The sequence below is a fragment of the Streptococcus oralis subsp. dentisani genome (genome assembly GCF_002096685.1).
In the GTDB taxonomy this organism is placed as follows: Bacteria; Bacillota; Bacilli; order Lactobacillales; family Streptococcaceae; genus Streptococcus; species Streptococcus oralis_AD.
Map to the genome: position 1 here is coordinate 52,850 of NZ_NCVA01000040.1, position 21,800 is coordinate 74,649.

A 21,800-nucleotide genomic window follows, 5' to 3' on the forward strand; every position below is an offset into this window, starting at 1 on the left:
AGATTGTAAAAGGAAGGAAAGTCGGATGGCCGAAGTAGAGGAACTGCGAGTTCAACCTCAGGATATTTTAGCAGAACAATCTGTTCTGGGGGCTATTTTTATAGATGAGAGTAAGCTCGTTTTTGTCCGAGAATACATTGATTCTCGTGACTTCTTTAAGTATGCCCATCGTTTGATTTTCCAAGCGATGGTAGACTTGTCGGATCGTGGAGAAGCAATTGATGCGACAACGGTTCGGACGATCTTGGATAGCCAAGGGGAACTCCAAAATATTGGTGGCTTGTCCTATCTTGTTGAAATTGTCAACTCTGTACCAACTTCAGCCAACGCGGAGTATTATGCTAAAATCGTGGCTGAAAAGGCTATGCTACGTCGCTTGATTTCCAAGTTGACAGACTCTGTCAATCAAGCCTATGAGGCTTCTAAGCCTGTAGATGAAATCATTGCTCAAGCTGAAAAGGGGCTTATTGATGTTAGTGAAAACGCCAATCGTAGTGGGTTCAAGAACATCCGTGATATTCTAAATATCAACTTTGGGAACCTAGAAGTTCGGTCACAACAAACAACTGATATTACAGGTATTGCGACAGGTTATCGTGATTTGGACCACATGACGACCGGATTGCATGAGGAGGAACTGATTATTATAGCAGCTCGTCCTGCGGTCGGTAAGACGGCCTTTGCCTTGAACATTGCTCAGAATATCGGAACCAAGTTGGACAAGACTGTAGCTATCTTTTCACTGGAAATGGGTGCGGAAAGTCTAGTAGACCGTATGTTGGCAGCAGAAGGCTTGGTGGAGTCCCATTCTATCCGTACGGGTCAATTGACTGATGAGGAATGGCAAAAGTATACCATTGCTCAAGGGAATCTAGCCAATGCGAGTATCTATATCGATGATACACCAGGGATTCGGATCACGGAAATTCGCTCTCGCTCACGTAAACTGGCTCAAGAAACAGGCAATCTAGGCTTGATTTTGATCGACTACCTACAGCTTATCACAGGTACTGGTCGTGAGAACCGCCAACAAGAAGTCTCTGAAATTTCTCGTCAGTTGAAAATTCTAGCCAAGGAATTAAAGGTTCCAGTCATTGCTCTTAGTCAGCTATCTCGTGGAGTGGAACAGCGTCAAGATAAGAGACCAGTCTTGTCTGATATTCGTGAATCGGGTTCTATCGAGCAGGATGCGGATATCGTAGCTTTTCTATACCGTGACGACTACTACGATCGTGCGGGTGAAGAAGAGGAAGGAATTCCAAATAACAAGGTTGAGGTTATCATTGAGAAAAATCGTAGTGGAGCTCGTGGAACGGTGGAATTGATTTTCCAAAAAGAATACAATAAATTTTCAAGTATCTCAAAGAGGGAGGCATAAAATGTCAGATGCATTTACAGATGTAGCCAAGATGAAAAAAATCAAAGAAGAGATCAAGGCGCATGAGGGACAAGTCGTTGAAATGACTTTGGAGAATGGCCGTAAGCGCCAAAAAAATAGATTGGGTAAGCTAATTGAGGTGTATCCATCTCTATTTATCGTTGAATTTGGGGATGTTGAAGGAGACAAACAAGCCAATGTCTACGTTGAATCCTTCACCTACTCAGATATCTTGACAGAAAAGAACTTGATTCGCTATCTAGACTAAGAATCCTAAAATGAAGTGAGCTTTGCTCACTTTTTTCTTTTTCTCCCGAATAGTATAAACGAGGGTAACCTCGGAAATTTATATTATTAAGGAGAATGAATGACGTTTTTTAAATCAGGAGTTAAGAAGAGTAGATGTACTCAGTTGAGTGTAGGGCTGGCTACTTTGTTCGTTACGAGTACCTTTTTGTTTGGTGGGGAATCGGTTCAAGCCGACAGTGTAGCGCGTGGAGATGATTATCCGCTTCACTACAAAAATGGTAGTGTTGAAATCGATCAGTGGCGGATGTATTCTCGCCAGTGTACCTCTTTTGCGGCCTTTCGTTTGAGTAGTGTAAATGGCTTTGAGATTCCTCCTGCCTATGGAAATGCGAATGAATGGGGACATCGTGCAAGGCGAGAAGGCTATCGTGTGGATACTAAGCCAGAAGTTGGGGCTATTGCTTGGTCGACAGAAGGTTATTATGGGCACGTGGCCTGGGTATCTAATGTATTAGGGGATACGATTGAGATTGAAGAGTATAACTATGGAGTTCGAGAGAGGTATAACCGTCGAATAGTTAAAGCTAGCACCATGACAGGGTTTATTCATTTTAAGGACTTGGTAGGGAATGGTGGTAGAACTGTAAATCCTATCAGGTCAGGGCTGGCATCTAGTGGGACTCACACGTTTACTCAAAAGTCTGCCATTCGAAACCAGCCGTCAAGTACAGCGCAAGTTATCGACTACTACTATCCTGGTGAAAATGTTAGCTACGATCAAATCGTAGAACAGGATGGTTATAAGTGGCTTAGTTACCTGTCCTATAGTGGAATGAGGAGATACGTCCAGTATATGGAAACAGAATCGGTGGAGAATGGTTGGAAGAAGCAAAACGGTATTTGGAATTACCGTGAGAACGGAAATCTCGCAACTGGTTGGAAGAAAATAAATGGCAGTTGGTATCACTTCAAAGAAAATGGAACCATGTCAACAGGTTGGGTGAAGGATGGCTCGCATTGGTACTATCTAAAGGCATCAGGGGAGATGCAGACAGGTTGGCTCAAGGAAAATGGAACATGGTATTATTTGGAGAGTTCAGGGGCTATGAAGTCTAGCCAGTGGTTCCAAGTAGGAGGAAAGTATTACTACGTTAATGCTTCAGGGGCTTTAGCAGTGAATACCACTGTGGATGGCTATCGAGTGGACAGTAACGGAGCTAGAATCTAGAAAGAATATAAAAAAGTGGACTTCGCTACCATTTGCCTATTCTTTCCGATGGTATTTTTCCCCTCTTTCCTTTATAATGGGTGTATGGACAAGAAAAAATTATTATTAATTGATGGATCTTCTGTTGCTTTTCGAGCTTTTTTTGCGCTCTATCAGCAGTTGGATCGGTTTAAAAATGCTAATGGCCTTCATACCAATGCAATCTACGGTTTTCAACTCATGTTGAATCATGTCTTAGAGCGGGTTGAGCCCAGCCATGTTTTGGTAGCCTTTGATGCAGGTAAGACGACTTTCCGAACAGAGATGTATGCAGACTACAAAGGTGGTCGCGCTAAAACTCCAGATGAGTTTCGTGAGCAATTTCCCTTCATTCGTGAGTTGTTAGACCATCTTGGGATTCGCTACTATGAGTTGCCCCAGTATGAAGCCGATGATATCATCGGAACTCTAGGCCGTTTGGCTGAGAAGGATTCTTTTGATGTGACAATCGTTAGCGGAGACAAGGACTTGATCCAGTTGACGGATGAGCATACGGTGGTCGAGATTTCCAAGAAAGGTGTGGCTGAGTTTGAAGCCTTTACGCCAGACTATCTTATGGAAAAGATGGGCATTACCCCAGCTCAGTTTATTGATCTTAAGGCTCTTATGGGGGATAAGTCTGATAATATCCCTGGTGTCACTAAGATTGGTGAAAAGACGGGTATCAAGCTCTTACTAGAACACGGTTCGCTTGAGGGAATTTATGAAAATATCGATGGGATGAAGGCATCTAAGATGAAGGAAAATCTCATCAATGACAAGGAACAAGCCTTCCTGTCTAAAACCTTGGCGACCATTGAGACTCAGGCACCGATTGAGATTGGTCTGGAAGACTTGGTATATAATGGCCCAGATGTGGAAAATCTCGGGAAATTCTACGATGAGATGGGCTTCAAACAGCTCAAGCAAGCTTTAAATGTGTCATCAACGGATGCGCCTGAAAGTTTGGATTTCGCCATCGTTGACCAAGTCAGTCAAGACATGCTGAGTTCCGACTCTATCTTCCACTTTGAACTCTTTGGTGAGAATTACCATACAGATGACTTAGTTGGTTTTGCCTGGTCCTGTGGGGATAAACTTTACGCTACAGATAAACTTGAGCTCTTGCAGGAGCCGATTCTCAAGGAATTTTTAGAAAAAACACCTCTGAAAGTGTATGACTTTAAGAAAGCGAAGGTTCTTTTAAATCGCTTGGGCTTGAATCTCCAGGCTCCTGCTTTTGATAGTCGTTTGGCCAAATACCTCCTCTCAACAGTCGAGAACAATGAAATCTCAACCATTGCGAATCTCTATGGCCAGACTTATCTGGTCGATGATGAGACTTTCTATGGTAAGGGGGTCAAGAAAGCTATCCCTGAGAAAGAGAAATTCTTGGAGCACTTGGCTCGCAAGGTTGCTGTATTGGTTGAGACTGAGCCTGTTTTACTTGAAAAACTCAGTGAACATGGACAGTTAGACCTTCTCTATGACATGGAGCAACCTCTGGCTTTTGTCCTTGCCAAGATGGAAATCGCTGGGATCAAGGTCAAAAAAGAAGCCCTGCTTGAGATGCAGGCTGAAAATGAGGTCGTCATTGAGCAACTCACTCAAGAGATTTACGAACTAGCTGGTGAGGAGTTTAATATCAACTCCCCTAAGCAGTTGGGCGAGCTTCTCTTTGAAAAACTCGGTCTTCCTCTAGAATACACTAAGAAAACCAAGACAGGTTACTCGACGGCCGTGGATGTGTTGGAGCGCCTAGCTCCTATTGCACCGATTGTTAAAAAAATTCTAGACTACCGTCAGATTGCTAAGATCCAATCCACCTATGTGATTGGTTTACAGGACTGGATTTTGGCTGATGGCAAGATTCATACGCGCTATGTGCAGGATTTGACTCAGACTGGGCGTTTGTCTAGTGTGGATCCAAACTTGCAAAATATCCCTGTTCGTTTGGAACAAGGCCGTCTCATTCGTAAAGCTTTCGTACCTGAGTGGGAGGGTAGTGTGCTGCTCAGCTCGGACTATTCACAGATTGAATTGCGCGTTTTGGCTCATATTTCTAAAGATGAGCACTTAATTAAGGCCTTCCAAGAGGGGGCTGATATCCATACCTCGACGGCCATGCGGGTCTTTGGTATTGAACGTCCTGAAGATGTGACTCCAAACGACCGTCGTAATGCCAAGGCGGTAAACTTTGGAGTGGTTTACGGAATTTCAGACTTTGGCTTGTCTAATAATCTAGGCATCAGCCGTAAGGAAGCAAAAGCCTACATTGACACTTACTTTGAACGCTTCCCAGGTATTAAAAACTACATGGATGAGGTGGTGCGTGAGGCGCGTGATAAGGGCTATGTAGAGACCCTCTTCAAGCGTCGTCGTGAGTTGCCAGATATTAATTCGCGCAACTTCAACATTCGTGGTTTTGCAGAGCGGACTGCCATCAACTCTCCTATCCAGGGTTCAGCAGCAGATATTCTCAAGATTGCTATGATCCAGCTAGACAAGGCTTTAGTAGCAGGCGGTTATCAGACCAAGATGCTGTTGCAAGTACATGATGAAATCGTCCTTGAGGTTCCGAAATCAGAACTAGCAGCCGTTAAAGCTCTAGTGAAACAAACCATGGAAGAAGCCATCCAACTCAGTGTTCCCCTTATCGCAGATGAAAATGAAGGGGCAACTTGGTACGAGGCTAAATAAGAAAGATATGATAGAGTTTGAAGCATTTGTCTTCAAACTCTTTTTCAAGATTTTCTGTAAGCAGTTTCCTTGACTTATCCTTGCTTTTGCGTTATCATATGTCCATATAAGATACGGGAGTCTGTGTACAGTCTGAGAGGAAGTGTTAAACTTCGACCGCACCTGATCTGGGTAATGCCAGCGTAGGGAAGGATACTTAGTCGAATTCTGCACCTTTTCCGTATATATGGTAAAGGTTTTTCTTTTTGTCAAAAGGAAACCTGAGAAGAGGAGGTTTTTATGAAAGCAAGCATTGCCTTGCAAGTCTTACCCCTATCACAGGGGATTGATCGAATTGCTATTATCGATCAAGTGATTGCTTATCTGCAAGCTCAGTCCGTGACCATGGTGGTGACACCTTTTGAAACGGTTTTGGAAGGAGAGTTTGATGAGCTTATGCGCATTCTCAAAGAAGCGCTTGAAGTGGCCGGACAGGAGGCAGATAATGTCTTTGCCAATGTCAAAATAAATGTAGGAGAGATTTTAAGCATCGATGAGAAACTTGAAAAGTATGATGAGACGACAGATTAGTCTTTTGGGATTTCTCGGAGTCTTGTCGGTCTGGCAGTTAGCGGGAATATTCAAACTTTTACCCAAGTTCATCCTGCCAACTCCTCTTGAGATTCTCCAGTCCTTTGTTCGTGACAGAGAATTTCTCTGGCACCATAGCTGGGCGACCTTGAGAGTGGCTTTGCTAGGTCTAGTCTTAGGAGTCTTGATTGCCTGTCTTATGGCGGTGCTCATGGATAGTCTGGCTTGGCTCAATGACCTTATCTACCCTATGATGGTGGTTGTCCAGACCATTCCGACCATTGCCATAGCCCCAATCTTGGTCTTGTGGCTAGGTTATGGGATTTTGCCCAAGATTGTCTTGATTATCTTGACGACAACCTTCCCTATTATCGTTAGTATCTTGGATGGTTTTAGGCATTGTGACAAGGATATGCTGACCTTGTTTAGTCTGATGCGAGCCAATCCTTGGCAAATCCTGTGGCATTTTAAAATCCCGGTCAGCCTGCCTTACTTTTATGCAGGTCTGAGGGTCAGTGTCTCCTACGCCTTTATCACAACAGTGGTATCTGAGTGGTTGGGAGGTTTTGAAGGACTAGGTGTTTATATGATTCAGTCTAAAAAACTGTTTCAGTATGATACCATGTTTGCCATTATTATTCTGGTGTCGATTATCAGCCTTTTGGGTATGAAGCTGGTCGATATCAGCGAAAAACATGTGATTAAATGGAAACGTTCATAGAATAAGAATGTTTCAAAAAAGAAAAGAGGAAATAAAATGAAGAAAACATGGAAAGTGTTTTTAACGCTTGTAACAGCTTTTGTGGCTGTCGTGCTGGTGGCTTGTGGCCAAGGAACTGCTTCTAAGGACAACAAAGAAGCAGAAGTCAAGAAGATTGACTTTATCCTAGACTGGACGCCAAATACTAACCACACAGGGCTTTATGTTGCTAAGGAAAAAGGTTATTTCAAAGAAGCTGGAGTGGATGTTGACTTGAAATTGCCACCAGAAGAAAGTTCTTCTGACTTGGTTATCAACGGAAAGGCACCATTTGCAGTGTATTTCCAAGACTACATGGCTAAGAAATTGGAAAAAGGCGCAGGAATCACTGCCGTTGCAGCTATTGTAGAACACAATACATCAGGAATCATCTCTCGTAAATCTGACAATGTAGCTAGTCCAAAGGACTTGGTTGGTAAGAAATACGGAACTTGGAATGATCCAACTGAACTTGCTATGTTGAAAACCTTGGTAGAATCACAAGGCGGAGACTTTGAGAAGGTCGAAAAAGTACCAAACAACGATTCAAACTCAATCACACCGATTGCCAATGGAGTTTTTGACACTGCTTGGATTTACTACGGTTGGGATGGAATCCTTGCTAAATCTCAAGGCGTAGACGCTAACTTCATGTATTTGAAAGACTATGTCAAGGAGTTTGACTACTACTCACCAGTTATCATCGCAAATAATGACTATTTGAAAGACAATAAAGAAGAAGCCCGTAAAGTCATCCAAGCTATCAAAAAAGGCTACCAATATGCTATGGAGCATCCAGAGGAAGCAGCAGATATCCTCATTAAGAACGCACCTGAACTTCAGGAAAAACGTGACTTTGTTATCGAATCTCAAAAATACTTGTCAAAAGAATACGCAAGCGACAAGGAAAAATGGGGACAATTTGACGCTGACCGCTGGAATGCCTTCTACAAATGGGACAAAGAAAATGGTATCCTTAAAGAAGACTTGACAGACAAAGGCTTCACTAACGAATTTGTAAAATAATGACAGAAATTAGACTAGAACACGTAAGCTATGCCTATGGCGATGAAAAGATTTTAGAGGACATCAACCTGCAGGTGACTTCGGGTGAAGTGGTTTCTATCCTAGGTCCAAGTGGTGTTGGAAAGACCACTCTCTTTAACCTAATCGCTGGGATTTTAGAAGTCCAGTCTGGGCGAATTGTCCTTGATGGCGAGGAAAATCCCAAGGGGCGCGTGAGTTATATGTTGCAAAAGGATCTCCTCTTGGAGCATAAGACAGTCCTTGGCAATATTATCCTGCCCCTCTTGATTCAAAAGGTTGATAAGACAGAAGCTATTGCCCGAGCGGACGAAATCCTTGCGACCTTCCAGCTGACAGCCGTACGGGACAAGTATCCTCACGAACTTAGTGGAGGGATGCGCCAGCGTGTAGCCTTGCTTCGGACCTATCTTTTTGGGCACAAGCTCTTTCTCTTGGATGAGGCCTTTAGCGCCTTGGATGAGATGACCAAGATGGAACTTCATGCTTGGTATCTGGAAATTCACAAACAGCTACAGCTGACGACCTTGATCATTACACATAGCATCGAAGAGGCCCTCAATCTCAGCGACCGCATCTATATCTTGAAAAATCGTCCTGGGCAGATTGTTTCAGAAATTAAACTAGATTGGTCTGAAAACGAGGACAAGGAAGTCCAAAAAATTGCCTACAAACGTCAAATCTTGGCTGAATTGGGATTAGATAAGTAGAAAAATAGGGAGTTGGTGAAGATTATTCTTTTTTTTGAAAAGTTACAAGTCGCTGAAGAAGTTAGTCAAACTTAGAGATACTCTAGGCGCATTTGAAACCAAAGCTATCGAGATGGTCAAAATGATAGACTCTTATAGTAGTGACCTAGACGAAAAGAAACGTGGTATATTTTATAATTTATTTATTGTTTCCCAAAAACAAAAGCATACTTTAAAAGAACTCTATAGATTACTGGATATTGATAAAACAGAGTATGATCGTCTCAAAAGTGAAATCTTACTAGATTTTGCTCGTAGTTATCGAGAAGGAGCATTATTGACATATCACGATTAAAACTACTGGTAGAATAAAAGCCCTTAGAAATAAATCTAAGGGCTTTTTGACTGGCCGATTTTATCAGCAATTTCAACTTTAAAAATTTCATTTTCAAACAATCTCATCCATCGTAAACCTGTTTTAACAGATAAAGCATTATACTCTTCATCAAAAGTACCCTTATCTTCAAAAAGACAATTCCCTCAAAGGTCTGGTTATCAACGTCTGTAATCGTTACAATTTTATTGTTAAACTTTCTAAGTTCCATTTTTATTTTCCTGATTTTGTAGTACTATAGTCAATAATCTACCTAATCTCATACTTCAATTGTTTTTAGGGGGAACGGTAGAAGTGACATCGAACAACTTAGAGGTATCGTGATTTGTAGCTAATATTTGGTAGGTATGTATGAGCTGGAAAAATATAAATTTGAGTTAATTACCTTAAGCAATTACTTTTAAATTCTTCTAGTATGTTAGAATTTTTATCTATCAGGTATTATAAATAGCATTAAAATATCATTCATACTTTTTATAATAAAATGAGGAAAAAACATAACTAAAATGATTGACAAAATGTACAAAAAAAGGTACATTAAGAGAAAGTGTATAATATAATCATAAAGAATCGAGGTAAACACAGGGGATAGATGTGACGTTTGTGTTTATTTTATTTGTAGATAGGTAGGAGATTATCTAAGGTGGTTATAGAATCTTATGATTATGAAAGTGTTGTTGAAATTATTAAGAGAATCAATAAATTACATGGTGACTTCTCAAAGAGCTTGGAGCCATCTTTAAATTACAACTTAAAGAAAACAATCGATAAAGTAGCAGATGAGAGAGGCGTAAATCCTAAATTTCAAAGACTGATTGATCTGTATAAGGCGGAGTTAAATCAATTTACTATAAAATTATTGCTCTTACAAGTAGAGTATTCTGGAATTAGATATAGAATTAAGCAATCAGAGTCAATTCGTGAAAAAATAAAATATTATTTAGGTCCTCAACATGAGAATGGAAAAGTACCTATAAACAAATCTCTTAATGATTTTTTAGGCTTTAGAATACTTGTAGATAATGTAGTGTTGATTTACAATAATTTAAACCAGGATAAAAGCATAGTAGATATTATCGACAGAATGTATATGAGAAACGAGGGTAATTATGTTGGTTTACATATATATTTTAAGAACGGCAATAATAAATTTTTTCCATGGGAATTACAGATTTGGTGTGTGAGTGATTCTGAATCAAACGAAGAATCTCACAAAATACATAAACAAAAACGGAAATATACTTTAATACCAAAAGACTATCATCAAGCAGATTTAGAAAAGGAGGAGTGAGAGATGTTTCAACATTTTATTATAGTTGCCAGTTCATATACTGAAGGTAAAAGAGTTGGTTTTCATATGACTGCTCCAGAAGGAAAGTTAGATAACGATGAAATTAGAAGTATTTTAGATCGGCTCAAAGAAATTAAGCGGGACGATGTCGGAATACATTCATTTACATCTGATGATAGTACGTGGGAAAGCGTACTTAAGTTTGATTCATTCTTTGAAGATGTAATGATTTGTGAGGATTTTGAAGAATTTGAAGAGATTGTAAAATCAGACTTAAAACTTTCTGCGATTGATATTGCGAAGTTCTTCTTGGCAATTCAAGCTACCTCGCATTTAAAATTACAAAAATTAATTTATCTAGCATATAAAAAATATCTATTAAAATATGAGGAACGGCTATTTCCTGAAAAAATAGTCGCTTATGATTATGGACCAGTCGTACAAGAGGTTTATCAAAAATTTAAAAAGTATGGTGCAGACACTATAGAAACAGATAGTGCTCCAAAGTATATTTTAAAGGATATTCATCTTTCCCAAGCTCTTGGCAGAATGCTCCTCGTAAAAGAATTTGAAAAAGTAGTTCCTATTCTTTTAGAAACTTTTGAAGAATATGGTGATTTAACAGCAAGTGAATTAGTCGGTTTAACTCACTCAAAAAACGGACCTTGGCACTCTGTATATAAAAGATATCAAAATTGTGAGATAACAGATGAAATAATTATTTCACATGCAAAATATGAAAGGTAATAGAATGAGCTAGTTTTGACTAGCTCATTCTTGGTTCTATTATAAGTGCAACAATAAATACAACTTGTTTTGAAAACTCAATATAAATAATTAGTTAGGAGAGTTATTATATCTTATACCTAATTAGAGTAGTAGAAATGTAAGGTGATACAATTTAGGTCTTCAAAAAGAGTGCAAAAAGTTATTTAAACATGAATTATTAAATGATTTAGTAGAATTATCGTCCATAAAGTAAAAAGCACGTTTGACCGTGATAGTTTCTTGCCTGCTGAACTCGTCAATATTACGCCCATTTTAGGGCTCTTTTTTGTGCACTTTTTTAGGAACTTTCAAGAAAAACTAAGGCGATTTAATGCCTAATTGTTTTTGAAGAAAGTCAGTATTTCCAAGGGTTGAGCTCTAAAAATTTGACTTATAGAGTGTTAAATGATAGTATAGTCAAAGATAGTCAAGGTTCAAAGAAGGAGTTTGATTTACTATGAGATTTAAAAATACATCAGATCATATCGAAGCCTATATCAAGGCGATTTTAGACCAGTCTGGTATCGTGGAATTGCAGCGGAGCCAGTTGGCAGATACCTTTCAGGTTGTGCCGAGTCAGATCAACTATGTCATCAAGACACGTTTTACTGAAAGCAGAGGTTACTTGGTTGAGAGCAAGCGGGGTGGCGGAGGCTACATTCGCATAGGCCGGATTGAGTTTTCCAATCATCATGAGATGCTCCGCGATTTGCTTTACTCGATTGGTGAGCAAGTTAGTCAGGAGATTTATGAGGATATTCTCCAGCTTTTGGTGGAGCAGGACTTGATGACCAAGCAGGAGATGACCTTACTGGTATCTGTGGCAACGGATCGTGTCCTAGGGGAGGAATCCTCAGTTGTCCGTGCCAATATGCTCCGACAGCTATTACAAGAGGTAGATAGAAAAGAGAAGTAAGATGAACTATTCAAAAGCATTGAATGAATGTATCGAGAGTGCCTACATGGTTGCGGGCCATTTTGGAGCTCGATATCTAGAGTCTTGGCATTTATTGATTGCCATGTCCAATCACAGTTACAGTGTAGCAGGGGCGACTCTAAATGATTATCCTTATGAAATGGACCGTTTAGAAGAGGTTGCGTTGGAACTGACTGAAACGGATTATAGCCAAGACGAAACCTTTACAGTATTGCCTTTTTCCCATCGTTTGGAGGTTCTCTTTGCAGAAGCAGAGTATGTGGCCTCAGTGGTCCATGCTAAGGTGCTAGGGACAGAGCATGTCCTCTATGCGATTTTGCATGATGGCAATGCCTTGGCAACTCGCATCTTGGAGAGAGCAGGCTTTTCTTATGAAGACCAGAAAGATCAGGTCAGAATTGCTGCTCTTCGTCGCAATCTAGAAGAGCGTGCAGGATGGAGTCGTGAAGACCTTAAGGCTTTGCGTCAACGTCATCGCACAGTAACTGACAAACAAAATTCCATGGCAAATATGATGGGTATGCCTCAAGCTCAAAGTGGCGGTTTAGAGGATTACACGCATGACCTAACGGAGCAAGCGCGCTCTGGCAAGTTAGAGCCAGTTATCGGTCGAGACAAGGAAATCTCACGTATGATTCAAATCTTGAGCCGTAAAACCAAGAACAATCCTGTCTTGGTTGGTGATGCTGGTGTTGGGAAAACAGCTCTGGCACTTGGACTTGCTCAGCGTATTGCCAGTGGGGATGTACCTGCGGAAATGGCTAAGATGCGCGTTTTGGAGCTTGATTTGATGAATGTTGTTGCGGGGACACGTTTTCGTGGTGACTTTGAAGAGCGCATGAACAATATCATCAAGGATATCGAGGAAGATGGCAAAGTGATCCTCTTTATTGATGAACTTCACACCATTATGGGTTCTGGAAGCGGTATTGATTCGACTCTGGATGCTGCCAATATCTTGAAACCAGCCTTAGCTCGCGGAACTCTGAGAACGGTTGGTGCAACCACTCAGGAAGAATACCAAAAACACATCGAAAAAGACGCAGCTCTTTCTCGTCGTTTTGCAAAAGTGACGATTGAAGAGCCAAGTCTAGCTGACAGTATGACTATTTTGCAAGGTTTGAAAGCGACCTATGAGAAACACCACCGTGTGCAAATCACAGATGAAGCCGTTGAAACAGCTGTCAAGATGGCGCATCGTTACTTGACCAGTCGTCACTTACCAGACTCTGCTATCGACCTTTTAGATGAAGCAGCAGCAACAGTGCAAAACAAATCCAAGCAAGTGAAAGCAGACGAATCCGACTTGAGTCCAGCTGACAAGGCCTTGATGGATGGCAAGTGGAAACAAGCTGCCCAGTTAATCGCAAAAGAGCAGGAAGTCCCTGTCTATAAAGACTTGGTGACAGAATCTGATATTTTGACCACCTTGAGTCGCTTGTCAGGGATTCCAGTTCAAAAACTGACGCAAACAGATGCTAAGAAATATCTGAACTTGGAAGCGGAGTTGCACAAACGTGTCATCGGACAAGATCAAGCTGTTTCAAGTATTAGTCGTGCGATTCGCCGCAACCAGTCAGGAATTCGTAGTCATAAGCGTCCGATTGGTTCCTTTATGTTCCTAGGACCAACGGGTGTCGGTAAGACCGAATTGGCCAAGGCTCTGGCAGAAGTCCTCTTTGATGACGAATCAGCCCTTATCCGCTTTGATATGAGTGAGTATATGGAGAAATTTGCTGCCAGCCGTCTCAATGGAGCCCCTCCTGGCTATGTAGGCTACGAAGAAGGTGGGGAGTTGACCGAGAAGGTTCGCAACAAACCTTACTCCGTTCTCCTCTTTGATGAGGTAGAGAAGGCCCACCCAGATATTTTTAATGTTCTCTTGCAGGTTCTGGATGACGGTGTTTTGACAGATAGCAAGGGACGCAAGGTGGACTTTTCAAATACCATTATCATCATGACGTCAAACCTTGGTGCGACAGCTCTTCGTGATGATAAGACTGTCGGTTTTGGAGCCAAGGACATTCGTTTTGACCAAGAAAATATGGAAAAACGAATCTTTGAAGAGTTGAAAAAAGCTTATCGACCAGAGTTTATCAACCGTATTGATGAAAAGGTGGTCTTCCACAGTTTGGATAGCGACCACATGCAGGAAATTGTCAAGATCATGGTTAAACCATTGATTGCTAGCCTTGCAGAGAAGGGCATCGACTTGAAACTGCAAGCTTCGGCACTGAAGTTACTAGCTAGTCACGGTTACAATCCAGAAATGGGAGCCCGTCCACTTCGCAGAACCCTGCAAACAGAAGTGGAAGATAAGTTGGCAGAACTCCTCCTTAAGGGAGAACTTGTAGCAGGCAAGACCCTCAAGATTGGTGTCAAAGCTGGTCAATTAAAATTTGATATTGCTTAAAAATGGAGAGTCAGGAGCAATCCTGATTCTTTTTTCTACTTTTTTATAAAAAATGATAAAAAACTATTGACAAAACAAAAATATAGTATATAATAAAAACATAGAAAATAAAAATATCAAAAATTATAAAAAGGTAAAACATTTATGAAAAAGAAAACAGCAGTGGTATTTGGGACCTTTGCCCCTCTCCATCAAGGGCATATCGATCTGATCCAGCGAGCGAAGCGTCAGTGTGACCAGGTCTGGGTAGTCGTTTCAGGCTACGAGGGAGACCGAGGTGAGCAGGTAGGTTTAAGTCTTCAAAAAAGATTTCGCTATATCAGAGAGGCTTTTCGTGATGACGAATTGACCTCTGTCTGCAAGTTAGATGAAACCAACCTTCCCCGTTACCCTATGGGTTGGCAGGAGTGGTTGGACCAGATGTTAGCGGAGATTTCCTATGATGAAACCCAGCAAGAACTGACTTTCTTTGTGGGAGAAGAAGAATACCAGCAAGAACTGACTTTTTTTGTGGGAGAAGAAGAATACCAGCAAGAGCTAGCTAAACGTGGATTTGAGACCGTTCTGCAAGAAAGAAAGTTTGGTATCACGGCGACTATGATTCGAGAAAATCCAAGCAAATATTGGAAATACATCGCTCAACCCTTCCGTCGTCAGTTTACAAAGAAAGTGTTGATTATGGGAAGTGCCAGCAATGGGAAGACTACTTTAGCAAAGGATTTGGCTAGGTATTACGATGCGCCCGTCAGTCTGGAATACGCGCGTGAGTATCAGATTAAAAATAACGTCCGCGATGATGAATTGACTCCAAAGGATTACTACTATCTCCTGTTGGGACAGTATGACCAGACCTCAAAACTAATCGACAGCAATGCCAATCGAGGTCTAGTGATAGCCGATACCAACTCCTTGGTAACCAAGGGTTACTATGACTATTACATGGAGACTGAGGACCAAGGGGACTTATCAGGAGAAACCTTTGACAATCTCTTTGCCTCTATCTTGGCCAAGGAAAAATGGGATTTGATTCTCTTTGTGCAGCCTGTGGGTTCCTATGTTAATGACGGGTTTAGAGATATGACCATGGCAGAAGACCACATTCGCTACAGTTTTTCCCAGCATTTGGATCAGATGAGAGAGATATATTTAACCAACATTCCACTAGTTTATCTAGCGGAGGATTATCTAGGCAATTATGAAGCAGCAAAAGTGGCTATTGATGCCATTTACCAAGCAGATTAGGAGAAAAATATGAAAAAACTAACTGAAAAAATCACACAATTTATCGAAAACTTTAAAAATGTCCATGCCGAAGCCCGTAAGATCGGTTTTGCAGGGATCATGCGCTTGCTATGGAAAGATCTCTTTGTCGGCCGTAGCCTTTTCCAGTGGTTGTATCTCATTGCCCTGTCAAGTGTTCCCTTGATCTTGGAATTCACGCAAAATACGCAAAGTCATGATTGGCTGAGCTTATTTGCATCCTGGACTGGGATTGTCTGTGTTATCCTAGTAGCAGAAGGGCGTGCAAGCAATTATCTCTTTGGGGCCATTAACTCGGCAATCTACTTGATCTTGGCCATGAATGCGACTTTTTATGGAGAAGTCTTGACGACTGTTTACTTCTTTGTCATGCAGCCGATTGGTCTTTATGCTTGGCTGTCCAATCGTATCAATGAACAGGAAAAACCAGAAGAATCCCACTTTGAAGCTAAGAAATTATCTGTTCTTGACTGGCTCAAGTACTTGGCCTTGACTGCTATTATCTGGATTGGTATGGGCTTGGCTTATCAAAGTATCAATAGTGCTCGACCTTTCCGTGATAGTGTAACCGATGCGACCAATGGTGTTGGTCAGCTCTTGATGACACGTCTCTACCGTGAGCAATGGATTTTCTGGATTGCAACCAATCTCTTTAGTATCTATCTCTGGTGGGGTGAAAATATCCACATTCAAGGGATGTACTGGGTTTACACACTCAACAGTCTAGTGGGTTGGTACCAATGGACTAAGGCAGTTCGAAAGGAGGCATAAGATGGCAGACATAAAGATTCCAGAAGGGATGACGGAAAAAGAATATTATGAAATCCATGCCAGTCAGGAGGAGTTTTTGGATTGGTACTACAAGCAGGAACTCCCTCAATACGAAAAACCAAGTGTGACGGTGGATATGGTAGCCTACTGCTTTGTTGAAGGAAAGATCAAACTCTTATTAATTCGTCGCAAGGCCCACCCTTATCAAAACTGTTTGGCCTTAGTTGGAGGCTTTATGGACAAGGGAGAAGATGCTGCACATGCCTGTCAACGCGAGGTGAGAGAAGAAGTCGATCTCGATCTACCTTTGGAAAAAATCGAGCAATTGATGACCGTATCGACCCCCGGTCGTGATCCACGGGGCTGGACAGTGACCATTGCCCACTTAGTGTACCTACCTAGTCGTGCATTAGAACTGGTTCAGGCAGGTGACGATGCCAAGGATGTGGTTTTTGTAGATGTCGATTTCCAGACAGGCAAATGCTACCTTGAGGGAGTCGAGCTGGACGAGAGAGCCTTTGCCTTTGACCATTATGCCATTATCCAAGAATCCATCAAACGAATCCAAGGCCGTCTCGACTGGAATCCAACCTTCCTCTATCTGCTAGAGGAAGAGTTCACTGTCTACGAGGGAACTGAACTGGTCAATCTCATCAACCCCGGTCGCCCCATCGTCAGCAATAACTTTCTCGTAAAATACGGCGAATATGTAGAAGAAGTTGGACTCAAACGAGTACCCAAAAAGAAACCAAGAAAAACCTATCAATTGAAATAAAAAGTGAGGTCGGGAACTTTGTCCCGGCCTCTTTATTTGCTATTATTAGATGTTTTTATCCTATTTCAATAGTACTGTAGGCCTTTATCCAAAATCATGCAAGCGATTACACAAGAGTGATGTAAAAAAAATGACTCTAATCTAAGAAATTTTCTATTTTTTCGTTTTGATTACGAATAGAAATGGTGGAGGGAACAATTTTAATTCAATTTGCTGAAATTTTTAAACTAGTTTCTCTAAATAGTTGACAGATCTAAAGCCTAATGTTACAATTATATTACAAAAAGATTTCTTGGTGTTTCAAAAATATTACAAAGGAGCGAAAAATGAAAAAGAAAACCTATATCAAATTGATGGCAGCAACTGTATTGGCTTCTACCTTGCTACTGGGAGCTTGTGGAAATAAAAACGAAACCACTCAAACCAGCAGCTCTGCAAAGACAAGCCAATCATCAAGTTCTAAAGCAGCTTCTTCTAACAAAGAAAGCAAGACTCAAAAATCTTCAAGCTCAGCTTCATCTGAAAAAGCTCAAGCATCTTCTGATCAATCTTCTACAACAGCAGATCAGTCACAAGCGAAACCAGCCCCTGAATCAAGACAAGAACAAGCAACTCCTAGTCAACCAGCCCCTTCTCAGGCTCCGTCAACTCAGCAAGGCTCTCAAGCCCAGTCTAACCAGTCAAGCTATGATCCAACAACTGACCGCAAACTTCAAGACAAGCAAGCAGAACACAACAAACGCTACAAGGGTGTTTTAACCATGGTCGATGGTGATTTCTCAGCAGCTGCAGGCAACTGGAAGGGAGCGAATGGCGAAACTATTACGGTTTCATCAGGGGGCCAATTTACAGTAGAAACTGCAGATGGAAAGAAAGAAAACTACTCTATTAGAGGCTACTCTTACACTCTTGATGATGGCAAGTATAATGCCAAAATCGGTGGAGGAAAAATCATCCAAATTACAACAGGTGCGGATGGTAAAGTTTCGAGCGTTGCCTTGATTCAATAATAGTATCTAGGTTTTCCTAGGAACTAAAAAACCGTAAACTCCAAGCGAGTTACGGTTTTTTGTGTATTATACTTTATCTAATTGCAAGAGTTCTTCAATCTCTGCCAATGTGCTGGCCTGTGAAATGGCGCCGCGAAGTTTGGCTGCACCAGATGTTCCCCGAAGATAGTGAGGAGCGAGACCACGGAATTCACGAACGGCTACGTTTTCCCCTTTGAGGTTAATCAAGCGTTTCAAATGTTCGTAGGCGATTTTCATCTTGTCCTCGAAAGTCAAATCAGGGAGAATTTCTCCCGTTTCAAAATAGTGATTGATTTGATTGAAGAGGTAGGGATTTCCCATGGCTGCGCGACCAATCATGACAGCGTCAGCCCCGACTTCTTCGATACGCTGTTTGGCTTCTTGTACCGTACGGATGTCACCATTGGCGATAAATGGAATCTTGGTCAGAGCTTGAGCAACCTTGTGAAGGGTCTCGAGGTCTGCGTGACCTGTGTACATTTGTTCGCGGGTACGGCCGTGCATGGCAAGGGCAGAAACACCTGCTGCTTCAGCAGCAAGGGCATTTTCTACAGCCAGAGATGGGTCAGCCCAGCCTGTACGCATTTTGACAGTGAGGGGGATATCAAGGACAGATTGGACCTTATTGATAATAGAGTAGATCTTGTCTGGGTCCTTGAGCCACATAGCGCCAGCTTCGTTTTTCACGATTTTGTTAACAGGGCAGCCCATGTTGATATCGACGATATCGGTCTTGGTGTTTTCTTGGATGAATTCTGCTGCGCGTGCGAGGCTGTCTTCATCACTACCAAAAAGTTGGATTGACACGGGATTTTCTCCTTCGTCAATATGAAGCATGTGAAGGGTTTTTTCATTGTTGTATTGGATGCCCTTGTCAGAGACCATTTCCATGACAACGAGTCCAGCTCCGAGCTCTTTTGCGATGGTGCGAAAGGCTGAGTTAGTGACTCCAGCCATGGGTGCTAAAACAGTACGATTGGGAATCTCAACATTGCCAATCATAAAAGGTGTATTAAGATTTGTCATGAATGAGTTCCTCCAGGTCGTTTTCGTCAAAGTTATAAGTTGTTTGGCAGAATTGACAAGTGATTTCTGCCCCGTGATCTTCCGCTTTCATTTCCTCAAGGTCTGAGTTTGGAAGGCTGGCAAGAGCGTTTAAAAAGCGATCTTTGCTGCAGTCACATTGGAAACGGATTTCTTCTTCAGATAGGCGTTTGTATGATTCGTCACCATAAATAGCTTTGAGGAGAGATTCGATATGGTCGTCGCTTTCAAGAAGTGTCGAGATAGCTGGCATTTCTTGGATGCGTTTTTCAAAGCGAGCAATCTCTTCTTCCTTGGCTCCTGGCAAGACTTGGAGAAGAAAACCACCGGCAACTTCGACCTTGTCGTCTTTATCCAAAAGAACATTGAGGCCGACTGCTGAAGGGGTTTGTTGGCTTTCAGTCAGGTAGTATGCCAAGTCTTCACCGATTTCCCCAGAGATGAGAGGAGTCATGGAGTTGTAAGGATTTCCAGTGCCATAGTCTGTGATAACGAGAAATTGACCATTTCCGACAAAAGGTCCGACAAGGACTTCACCAGTTGCAGTTTTTTTGATGTCAACACCTGGATTTTGAACGTAGCCTTTGACATTGCCCTTAGTATCTGCGACCGTGATGATGGCACCGAGAGAGCTCGTTCCAAGAACTTTAACCGTTAGCTTGGTATTTCCTTTTTCATTGGCTGCGAGAATTTGGCTGGCGATAAGGGTACGGCCAAGTGCAACAGTTGAACTGGCTTGAGTTTGATGTTTTTCTTGAGCAGTGCGGACGGTTTCCGTGCTATCAAGGACAAAAGCACGAAAGGCTCCGCTTTCTGATATTGTTTTAATAATTTTATCCATAGCTACTATTTTAGCATAAAAATGCTCAAAGGGGGAGCCGTGTGTTTGCTGTTTCTGAGGAATAGTAACGAGAAAATCGGCCTTAAAATAAAATGAGAAACAGATTATTTCAGCATTTGAAAGATTTATGCTATGCTTGTAGGAGAAAATGAAAGGGGTAACAAATGTATTTAGGTGATTTGATGGAAAAAGCTGAATCTGGTCAATTTTTAGTCCTTTCCTTTCTATTACAAGATTCGCAGACAACAGTCAAGAAAGCTATGGAAGAAACAGGTTTTTCAAAGGCGACCTTAACCAAGTACATTTCTCTGATTAACGAAAATGCCTTGGAAAGAGGTTTAGAGCTGACCATCCACTTGGAAGATGAAAATCTGCGTCTGTCGATTGGTGCAGCTACCAAGGGGAGAGAGATTCGGAGCTTGTTTTTAGACAATGCCATTAAATACCAAATTTTGGTTTACCTTCTCTATCACCAACAGTTTCTAGCTCATCAGTTGACTCAAGAATTGATGATTAGCGAGGCCACGCTTGGTCGCCATTTGGCTAGTTTAAATCAGATTTTGTCAGAATTTGATTTATCTATTCAAAATGGTCGTTGGCGAGGTCCGGAGCATCAGATTCGCTATTTCTATTTCTGTCTTTTCCGCAAGGTTTGGTCCAGTCGGGAGTGGGAAGGTCACATGCAGAAAGCTGAGAGAAAACAAGAGATTGCCAGCTTAGAAGAAATCTGCGGTGCTAGCTTGTCTTCGGGCCAGAAATTGGACTTGGTTCTCTGGGCTCATATCAGTCAACAGCGTCTTCGGGTCAATGCCTGTCAGTTTCAAGTCATAGAAGAAAAAATGAGAGGGTATTTTGACAATATTTTCTATCTTCGTTTGCTTCGAAAGGCTCCGTCTTTTTTTGCTGGGCAACACATCCCTCTAGGAACTGAGGATGGGGAGATGATGATTTTCTTCTCTTTCCTCCTTTCTCATCGCATTTTGCCACTTCATACTATGGAGTATATTCTTGGATTTGGGGGAGAACTTGCGGCTTTACTAACACAAATGATCCAGGAAATGAAGAAGGAGGAGCTGCTGGGGGACTACACAGAGGACCATGTCACCTATGAACTCAGCCAGCTCTGTGGTCAAGTTTATCTATACAAGGGCTATATCTTGCAAGATCAGTACAGATACCAGACAGAGAATCGCCATCCCTATTTGCTGATGGAACATGATTTTAGAGGGACTGCAGAGAGAATTTTTCATATCTTGTCAGCCTTTCATCAGGGGACCGACCTGGATAAGAAAATTCTCTGGGAATGGCTCCAGTTGATAGAGTATATGGCAGAAAATGGTGGCCAACATATGAGGATTGGTCTGGATTTGACATCTGGTTTTCTTGTCTTTTCAAGGATGGCTGCCATTTTGAAACGGTATTTGGAATACAATCGTTTCATTACCATAGAAGCCTATGATCCTAGTCGACATTATGATTTGTTGATTACCAACAACCCGATTCATAAGAAAGAACAGACTCTGGTCTATTATTTAAAAAATGATTTGGATATGGAGGATTTGGCGAAGATTCGTCAGATGCTCTTTGCTTAAAAGGCCTGAATTTTCAGGTCTTTTTTGTGAAATTCGCACAATCTCCTCACATTTTTTTAAAATTTTAA

General features: G+C 41.6%; 20 protein-coding genes. 18 read left to right on the top strand and 2 right to left on the bottom strand.

The window, feature by feature from the left end; translation table 11 throughout:
- The first annotated feature begins 25 nt into the window (after window positions 1-25).
- The 17 genes from dnaB (at window position 26) to B7705_RS04845 (ending at window position 18,234) form a co-directional block, all read left to right on the top strand.
- Window positions 26-1,378: a replicative DNA helicase gene (gene dnaB, locus B7705_RS04760; RefSeq protein ID WP_084948217.1), complete on the top strand. Its 1,353-nt coding sequence runs from the start codon at window positions 26-28 to the stop codon at window positions 1,376-1,378.
- Between the two features lies 1 nt (window position 1,379).
- The gene (locus tag B7705_RS04765) at window positions 1,380-1,646 is read left to right on the top strand and encodes a Veg family protein (protein ID WP_001278165.1); all 267 of its coding nucleotides are present in this window, start codon (window positions 1,380-1,382) and stop codon (window positions 1,644-1,646) included.
- Between the two features lie 99 nt (window positions 1,647-1,745).
- Entirely contained in the window at window positions 1,746-2,855 is a 1,110-nt protein-coding gene (locus B7705_RS04770; protein WP_084948219.1) for an SH3 domain-containing protein, read from the top strand.
- Between the two features lie 84 nt (window positions 2,856-2,939).
- A complete protein-coding gene (polA, locus tag B7705_RS04775) occupies window positions 2,940-5,573 on the top strand; it encodes a DNA polymerase I (protein ID WP_084948220.1) in 2,634 nt (877 codons plus the stop codon).
- Window positions 5,574-5,852: 279 nt separating this feature from the next.
- Entirely contained in the window at window positions 5,853-6,143 is a 291-nt protein-coding gene (locus tag B7705_RS04780) for a thiamine-binding protein (protein WP_000647673.1), read from the top strand.
- A complete protein-coding gene (locus tag B7705_RS04785; protein WP_084948222.1) occupies window positions 6,106-6,864 on the top strand; it encodes an ABC transporter permease in 759 nt (252 codons plus the stop codon). Before B7705_RS04780 ends, B7705_RS04785 begins: the two co-directional genes overlap by 38 nt.
- A 36-nt stretch (window positions 6,865-6,900) precedes the next feature.
- Entirely contained in the window at window positions 6,901-7,908 is a 1,008-nt protein-coding gene (locus tag B7705_RS04790; RefSeq protein ID WP_084948224.1) for an ABC transporter substrate-binding protein, read from the top strand.
- Window positions 7,908-8,636, top strand: coding sequence for an ABC transporter ATP-binding protein (locus B7705_RS04795; protein WP_084948225.1), 729 nt, complete (start codon window positions 7,908-7,910; stop codon window positions 8,634-8,636). Before B7705_RS04790 ends, B7705_RS04795 begins: the two co-directional genes overlap by 1 nt.
- Window positions 8,637-8,748: 112 nt before the next feature.
- Window positions 8,749-8,970 (top strand): hypothetical protein, encoded by a 222-nt coding sequence (locus B7705_RS04800; protein WP_239822337.1) that lies wholly within the window; start codon window positions 8,749-8,751, stop codon window positions 8,968-8,970.
- A 682-nt stretch (window positions 8,971-9,652) separates the two neighbouring features.
- Window positions 9,653-10,300: a nucleotidyltransferase family protein gene (locus B7705_RS04810; RefSeq protein ID WP_084948227.1), complete on the top strand. Its 648-nt coding sequence runs from the start codon at window positions 9,653-9,655 to the stop codon at window positions 10,298-10,300.
- Between the two features lie 3 nt (window positions 10,301-10,303).
- A complete protein-coding gene (locus B7705_RS04815) occupies window positions 10,304-11,047 on the top strand; it encodes a Panacea domain-containing protein (RefSeq protein ID WP_084948228.1) in 744 nt (247 codons plus the stop codon).
- A 478-nt stretch (window positions 11,048-11,525) separates the two neighbouring features.
- Window positions 11,526-11,984, top strand: coding sequence for a CtsR family transcriptional regulator (locus B7705_RS04820; protein ID WP_001211254.1), 459 nt, complete (start codon window positions 11,526-11,528; stop codon window positions 11,982-11,984).
- Between the two features lies 1 nt (window position 11,985).
- Window positions 11,986-14,418 carry an ATP-dependent Clp protease ATP-binding subunit gene (locus B7705_RS04825; protein ID WP_084948230.1) on the top strand — a complete coding sequence of 811 codons (2,433 nt, stop codon included), beginning with the start codon at window positions 11,986-11,988 and terminating at the stop codon, window positions 14,416-14,418.
- 144 nt (window positions 14,419-14,562) lie between these two features.
- Window positions 14,563-15,660, top strand: a complete 1,098-nt coding sequence (locus tag B7705_RS04830) for an AAA family ATPase (RefSeq protein ID WP_084948231.1) — start codon at window positions 14,563-14,565, stop codon at window positions 15,658-15,660.
- Between the two features lie 9 nt (window positions 15,661-15,669).
- Window positions 15,670-16,449: a nicotinamide riboside transporter PnuC gene (gene pnuC / locus B7705_RS04835; RefSeq protein WP_000736879.1), complete on the top strand. Its 780-nt coding sequence runs from the start codon at window positions 15,670-15,672 to the stop codon at window positions 16,447-16,449.
- Between the two features lies 1 nt (window position 16,450).
- Window positions 16,451-17,224 carry an NUDIX domain-containing protein gene (locus B7705_RS04840; RefSeq protein WP_000763400.1) on the top strand — a complete coding sequence of 258 codons (774 nt, stop codon included), beginning with the start codon at window positions 16,451-16,453 and terminating at the stop codon, window positions 17,222-17,224.
- 326 nt (window positions 17,225-17,550) lie between these two features.
- Window positions 17,551-18,234, top strand: a complete 684-nt coding sequence (locus B7705_RS04845) for a hypothetical protein (protein ID WP_000730902.1) — start codon at window positions 17,551-17,553, stop codon at window positions 18,232-18,234.
- A 66-nt stretch (window positions 18,235-18,300) separates the two neighbouring features.
- Here the strand turns inward: B7705_RS04845 and dusB are convergent, their stop codons facing one another.
- Window positions 18,301-19,281: a tRNA dihydrouridine synthase DusB gene (gene dusB, locus B7705_RS04850; protein WP_162284874.1), complete on the bottom strand. Its 981-nt coding sequence runs from the start codon at window positions 19,279-19,281 to the stop codon at window positions 18,301-18,303.
- Entirely contained in the window at window positions 19,268-20,140 is an 873-nt protein-coding gene (gene hslO, locus B7705_RS04855) for an Hsp33 family molecular chaperone HslO (protein ID WP_000357861.1), read from the bottom strand. The genes dusB and hslO overlap by 14 nt, the downstream gene beginning before the upstream one ends.
- A gap of 164 nt (window positions 20,141-20,304) precedes the next feature.
- Here hslO and B7705_RS04860 point away from each other — a divergent pair, with 164 nt between their 5' ends.
- Window positions 20,305-21,732 (top strand): helix-turn-helix domain-containing protein, encoded by a 1,428-nt coding sequence (locus tag B7705_RS04860; protein ID WP_000280560.1) that lies wholly within the window; start codon window positions 20,305-20,307, stop codon window positions 21,730-21,732.
- Window positions 21,733-21,800: the final 68 nt, after the last annotated feature.

Coding starts and splice junctions, on each gene's coding strand:
- B7705_RS04785 (WP_084948222.1), top strand. CDS start 6,106: ATGAGAAACTTGAAAAGTATGATGAGACGACAGATTAGTCTTTTGGGA.
- B7705_RS04825 (WP_084948230.1), top strand. CDS start 11,986: ATGAACTATTCAAAAGCATTGAATGAATGTATCGAGAGTGCCTACATG.
- polA (WP_084948220.1), top strand. CDS start 2,940: ATGGACAAGAAAAAATTATTATTAATTGATGGATCTTCTGTTGCTTTT.
- hslO (WP_000357861.1), bottom strand. CDS start 20,140: ATGGATAAAATTATTAAAACAATATCAGAAAGCGGAGCCTTTCGTGCT.
- B7705_RS04840 (WP_000763400.1), top strand. CDS start 16,451: ATGGCAGACATAAAGATTCCAGAAGGGATGACGGAAAAAGAATATTAT.
- B7705_RS04860 (WP_000280560.1), top strand. CDS start 20,305: ATGTATTTAGGTGATTTGATGGAAAAAGCTGAATCTGGTCAATTTTTA.
- B7705_RS04845 (WP_000730902.1), top strand. CDS start 17,551: ATGAAAAAGAAAACCTATATCAAATTGATGGCAGCAACTGTATTGGCT.
- pnuC (WP_000736879.1), top strand. CDS start 15,670: ATGAAAAAACTAACTGAAAAAATCACACAATTTATCGAAAACTTTAAA.
- B7705_RS04820 (WP_001211254.1), top strand. CDS start 11,526: ATGAGATTTAAAAATACATCAGATCATATCGAAGCCTATATCAAGGCG.
- B7705_RS04830 (WP_084948231.1), top strand. CDS start 14,563: ATGAAAAAGAAAACAGCAGTGGTATTTGGGACCTTTGCCCCTCTCCAT.
- B7705_RS04770 (WP_084948219.1), top strand. CDS start 1,746: ATGACGTTTTTTAAATCAGGAGTTAAGAAGAGTAGATGTACTCAGTTG.
- B7705_RS04815 (WP_084948228.1), top strand. CDS start 10,304: ATGTTTCAACATTTTATTATAGTTGCCAGTTCATATACTGAAGGTAAA.
- dusB (WP_162284874.1), bottom strand. CDS start 19,281: ATGACAAATCTTAATACACCTTTTATGATTGGCAATGTTGAGATTCCC.
- B7705_RS04765 (WP_001278165.1), top strand. CDS start 1,380: ATGTCAGATGCATTTACAGATGTAGCCAAGATGAAAAAAATCAAAGAA.
- B7705_RS04800 (WP_239822337.1), top strand. CDS start 8,749: ATGGTCAAAATGATAGACTCTTATAGTAGTGACCTAGACGAAAAGAAA.
- B7705_RS04780 (WP_000647673.1), top strand. CDS start 5,853: ATGAAAGCAAGCATTGCCTTGCAAGTCTTACCCCTATCACAGGGGATT.
- dnaB (WP_084948217.1), top strand. CDS start 26: ATGGCCGAAGTAGAGGAACTGCGAGTTCAACCTCAGGATATTTTAGCA.
- B7705_RS04795 (WP_084948225.1), top strand. CDS start 7,908: ATGACAGAAATTAGACTAGAACACGTAAGCTATGCCTATGGCGATGAA.
- B7705_RS04790 (WP_084948224.1), top strand. CDS start 6,901: ATGAAGAAAACATGGAAAGTGTTTTTAACGCTTGTAACAGCTTTTGTG.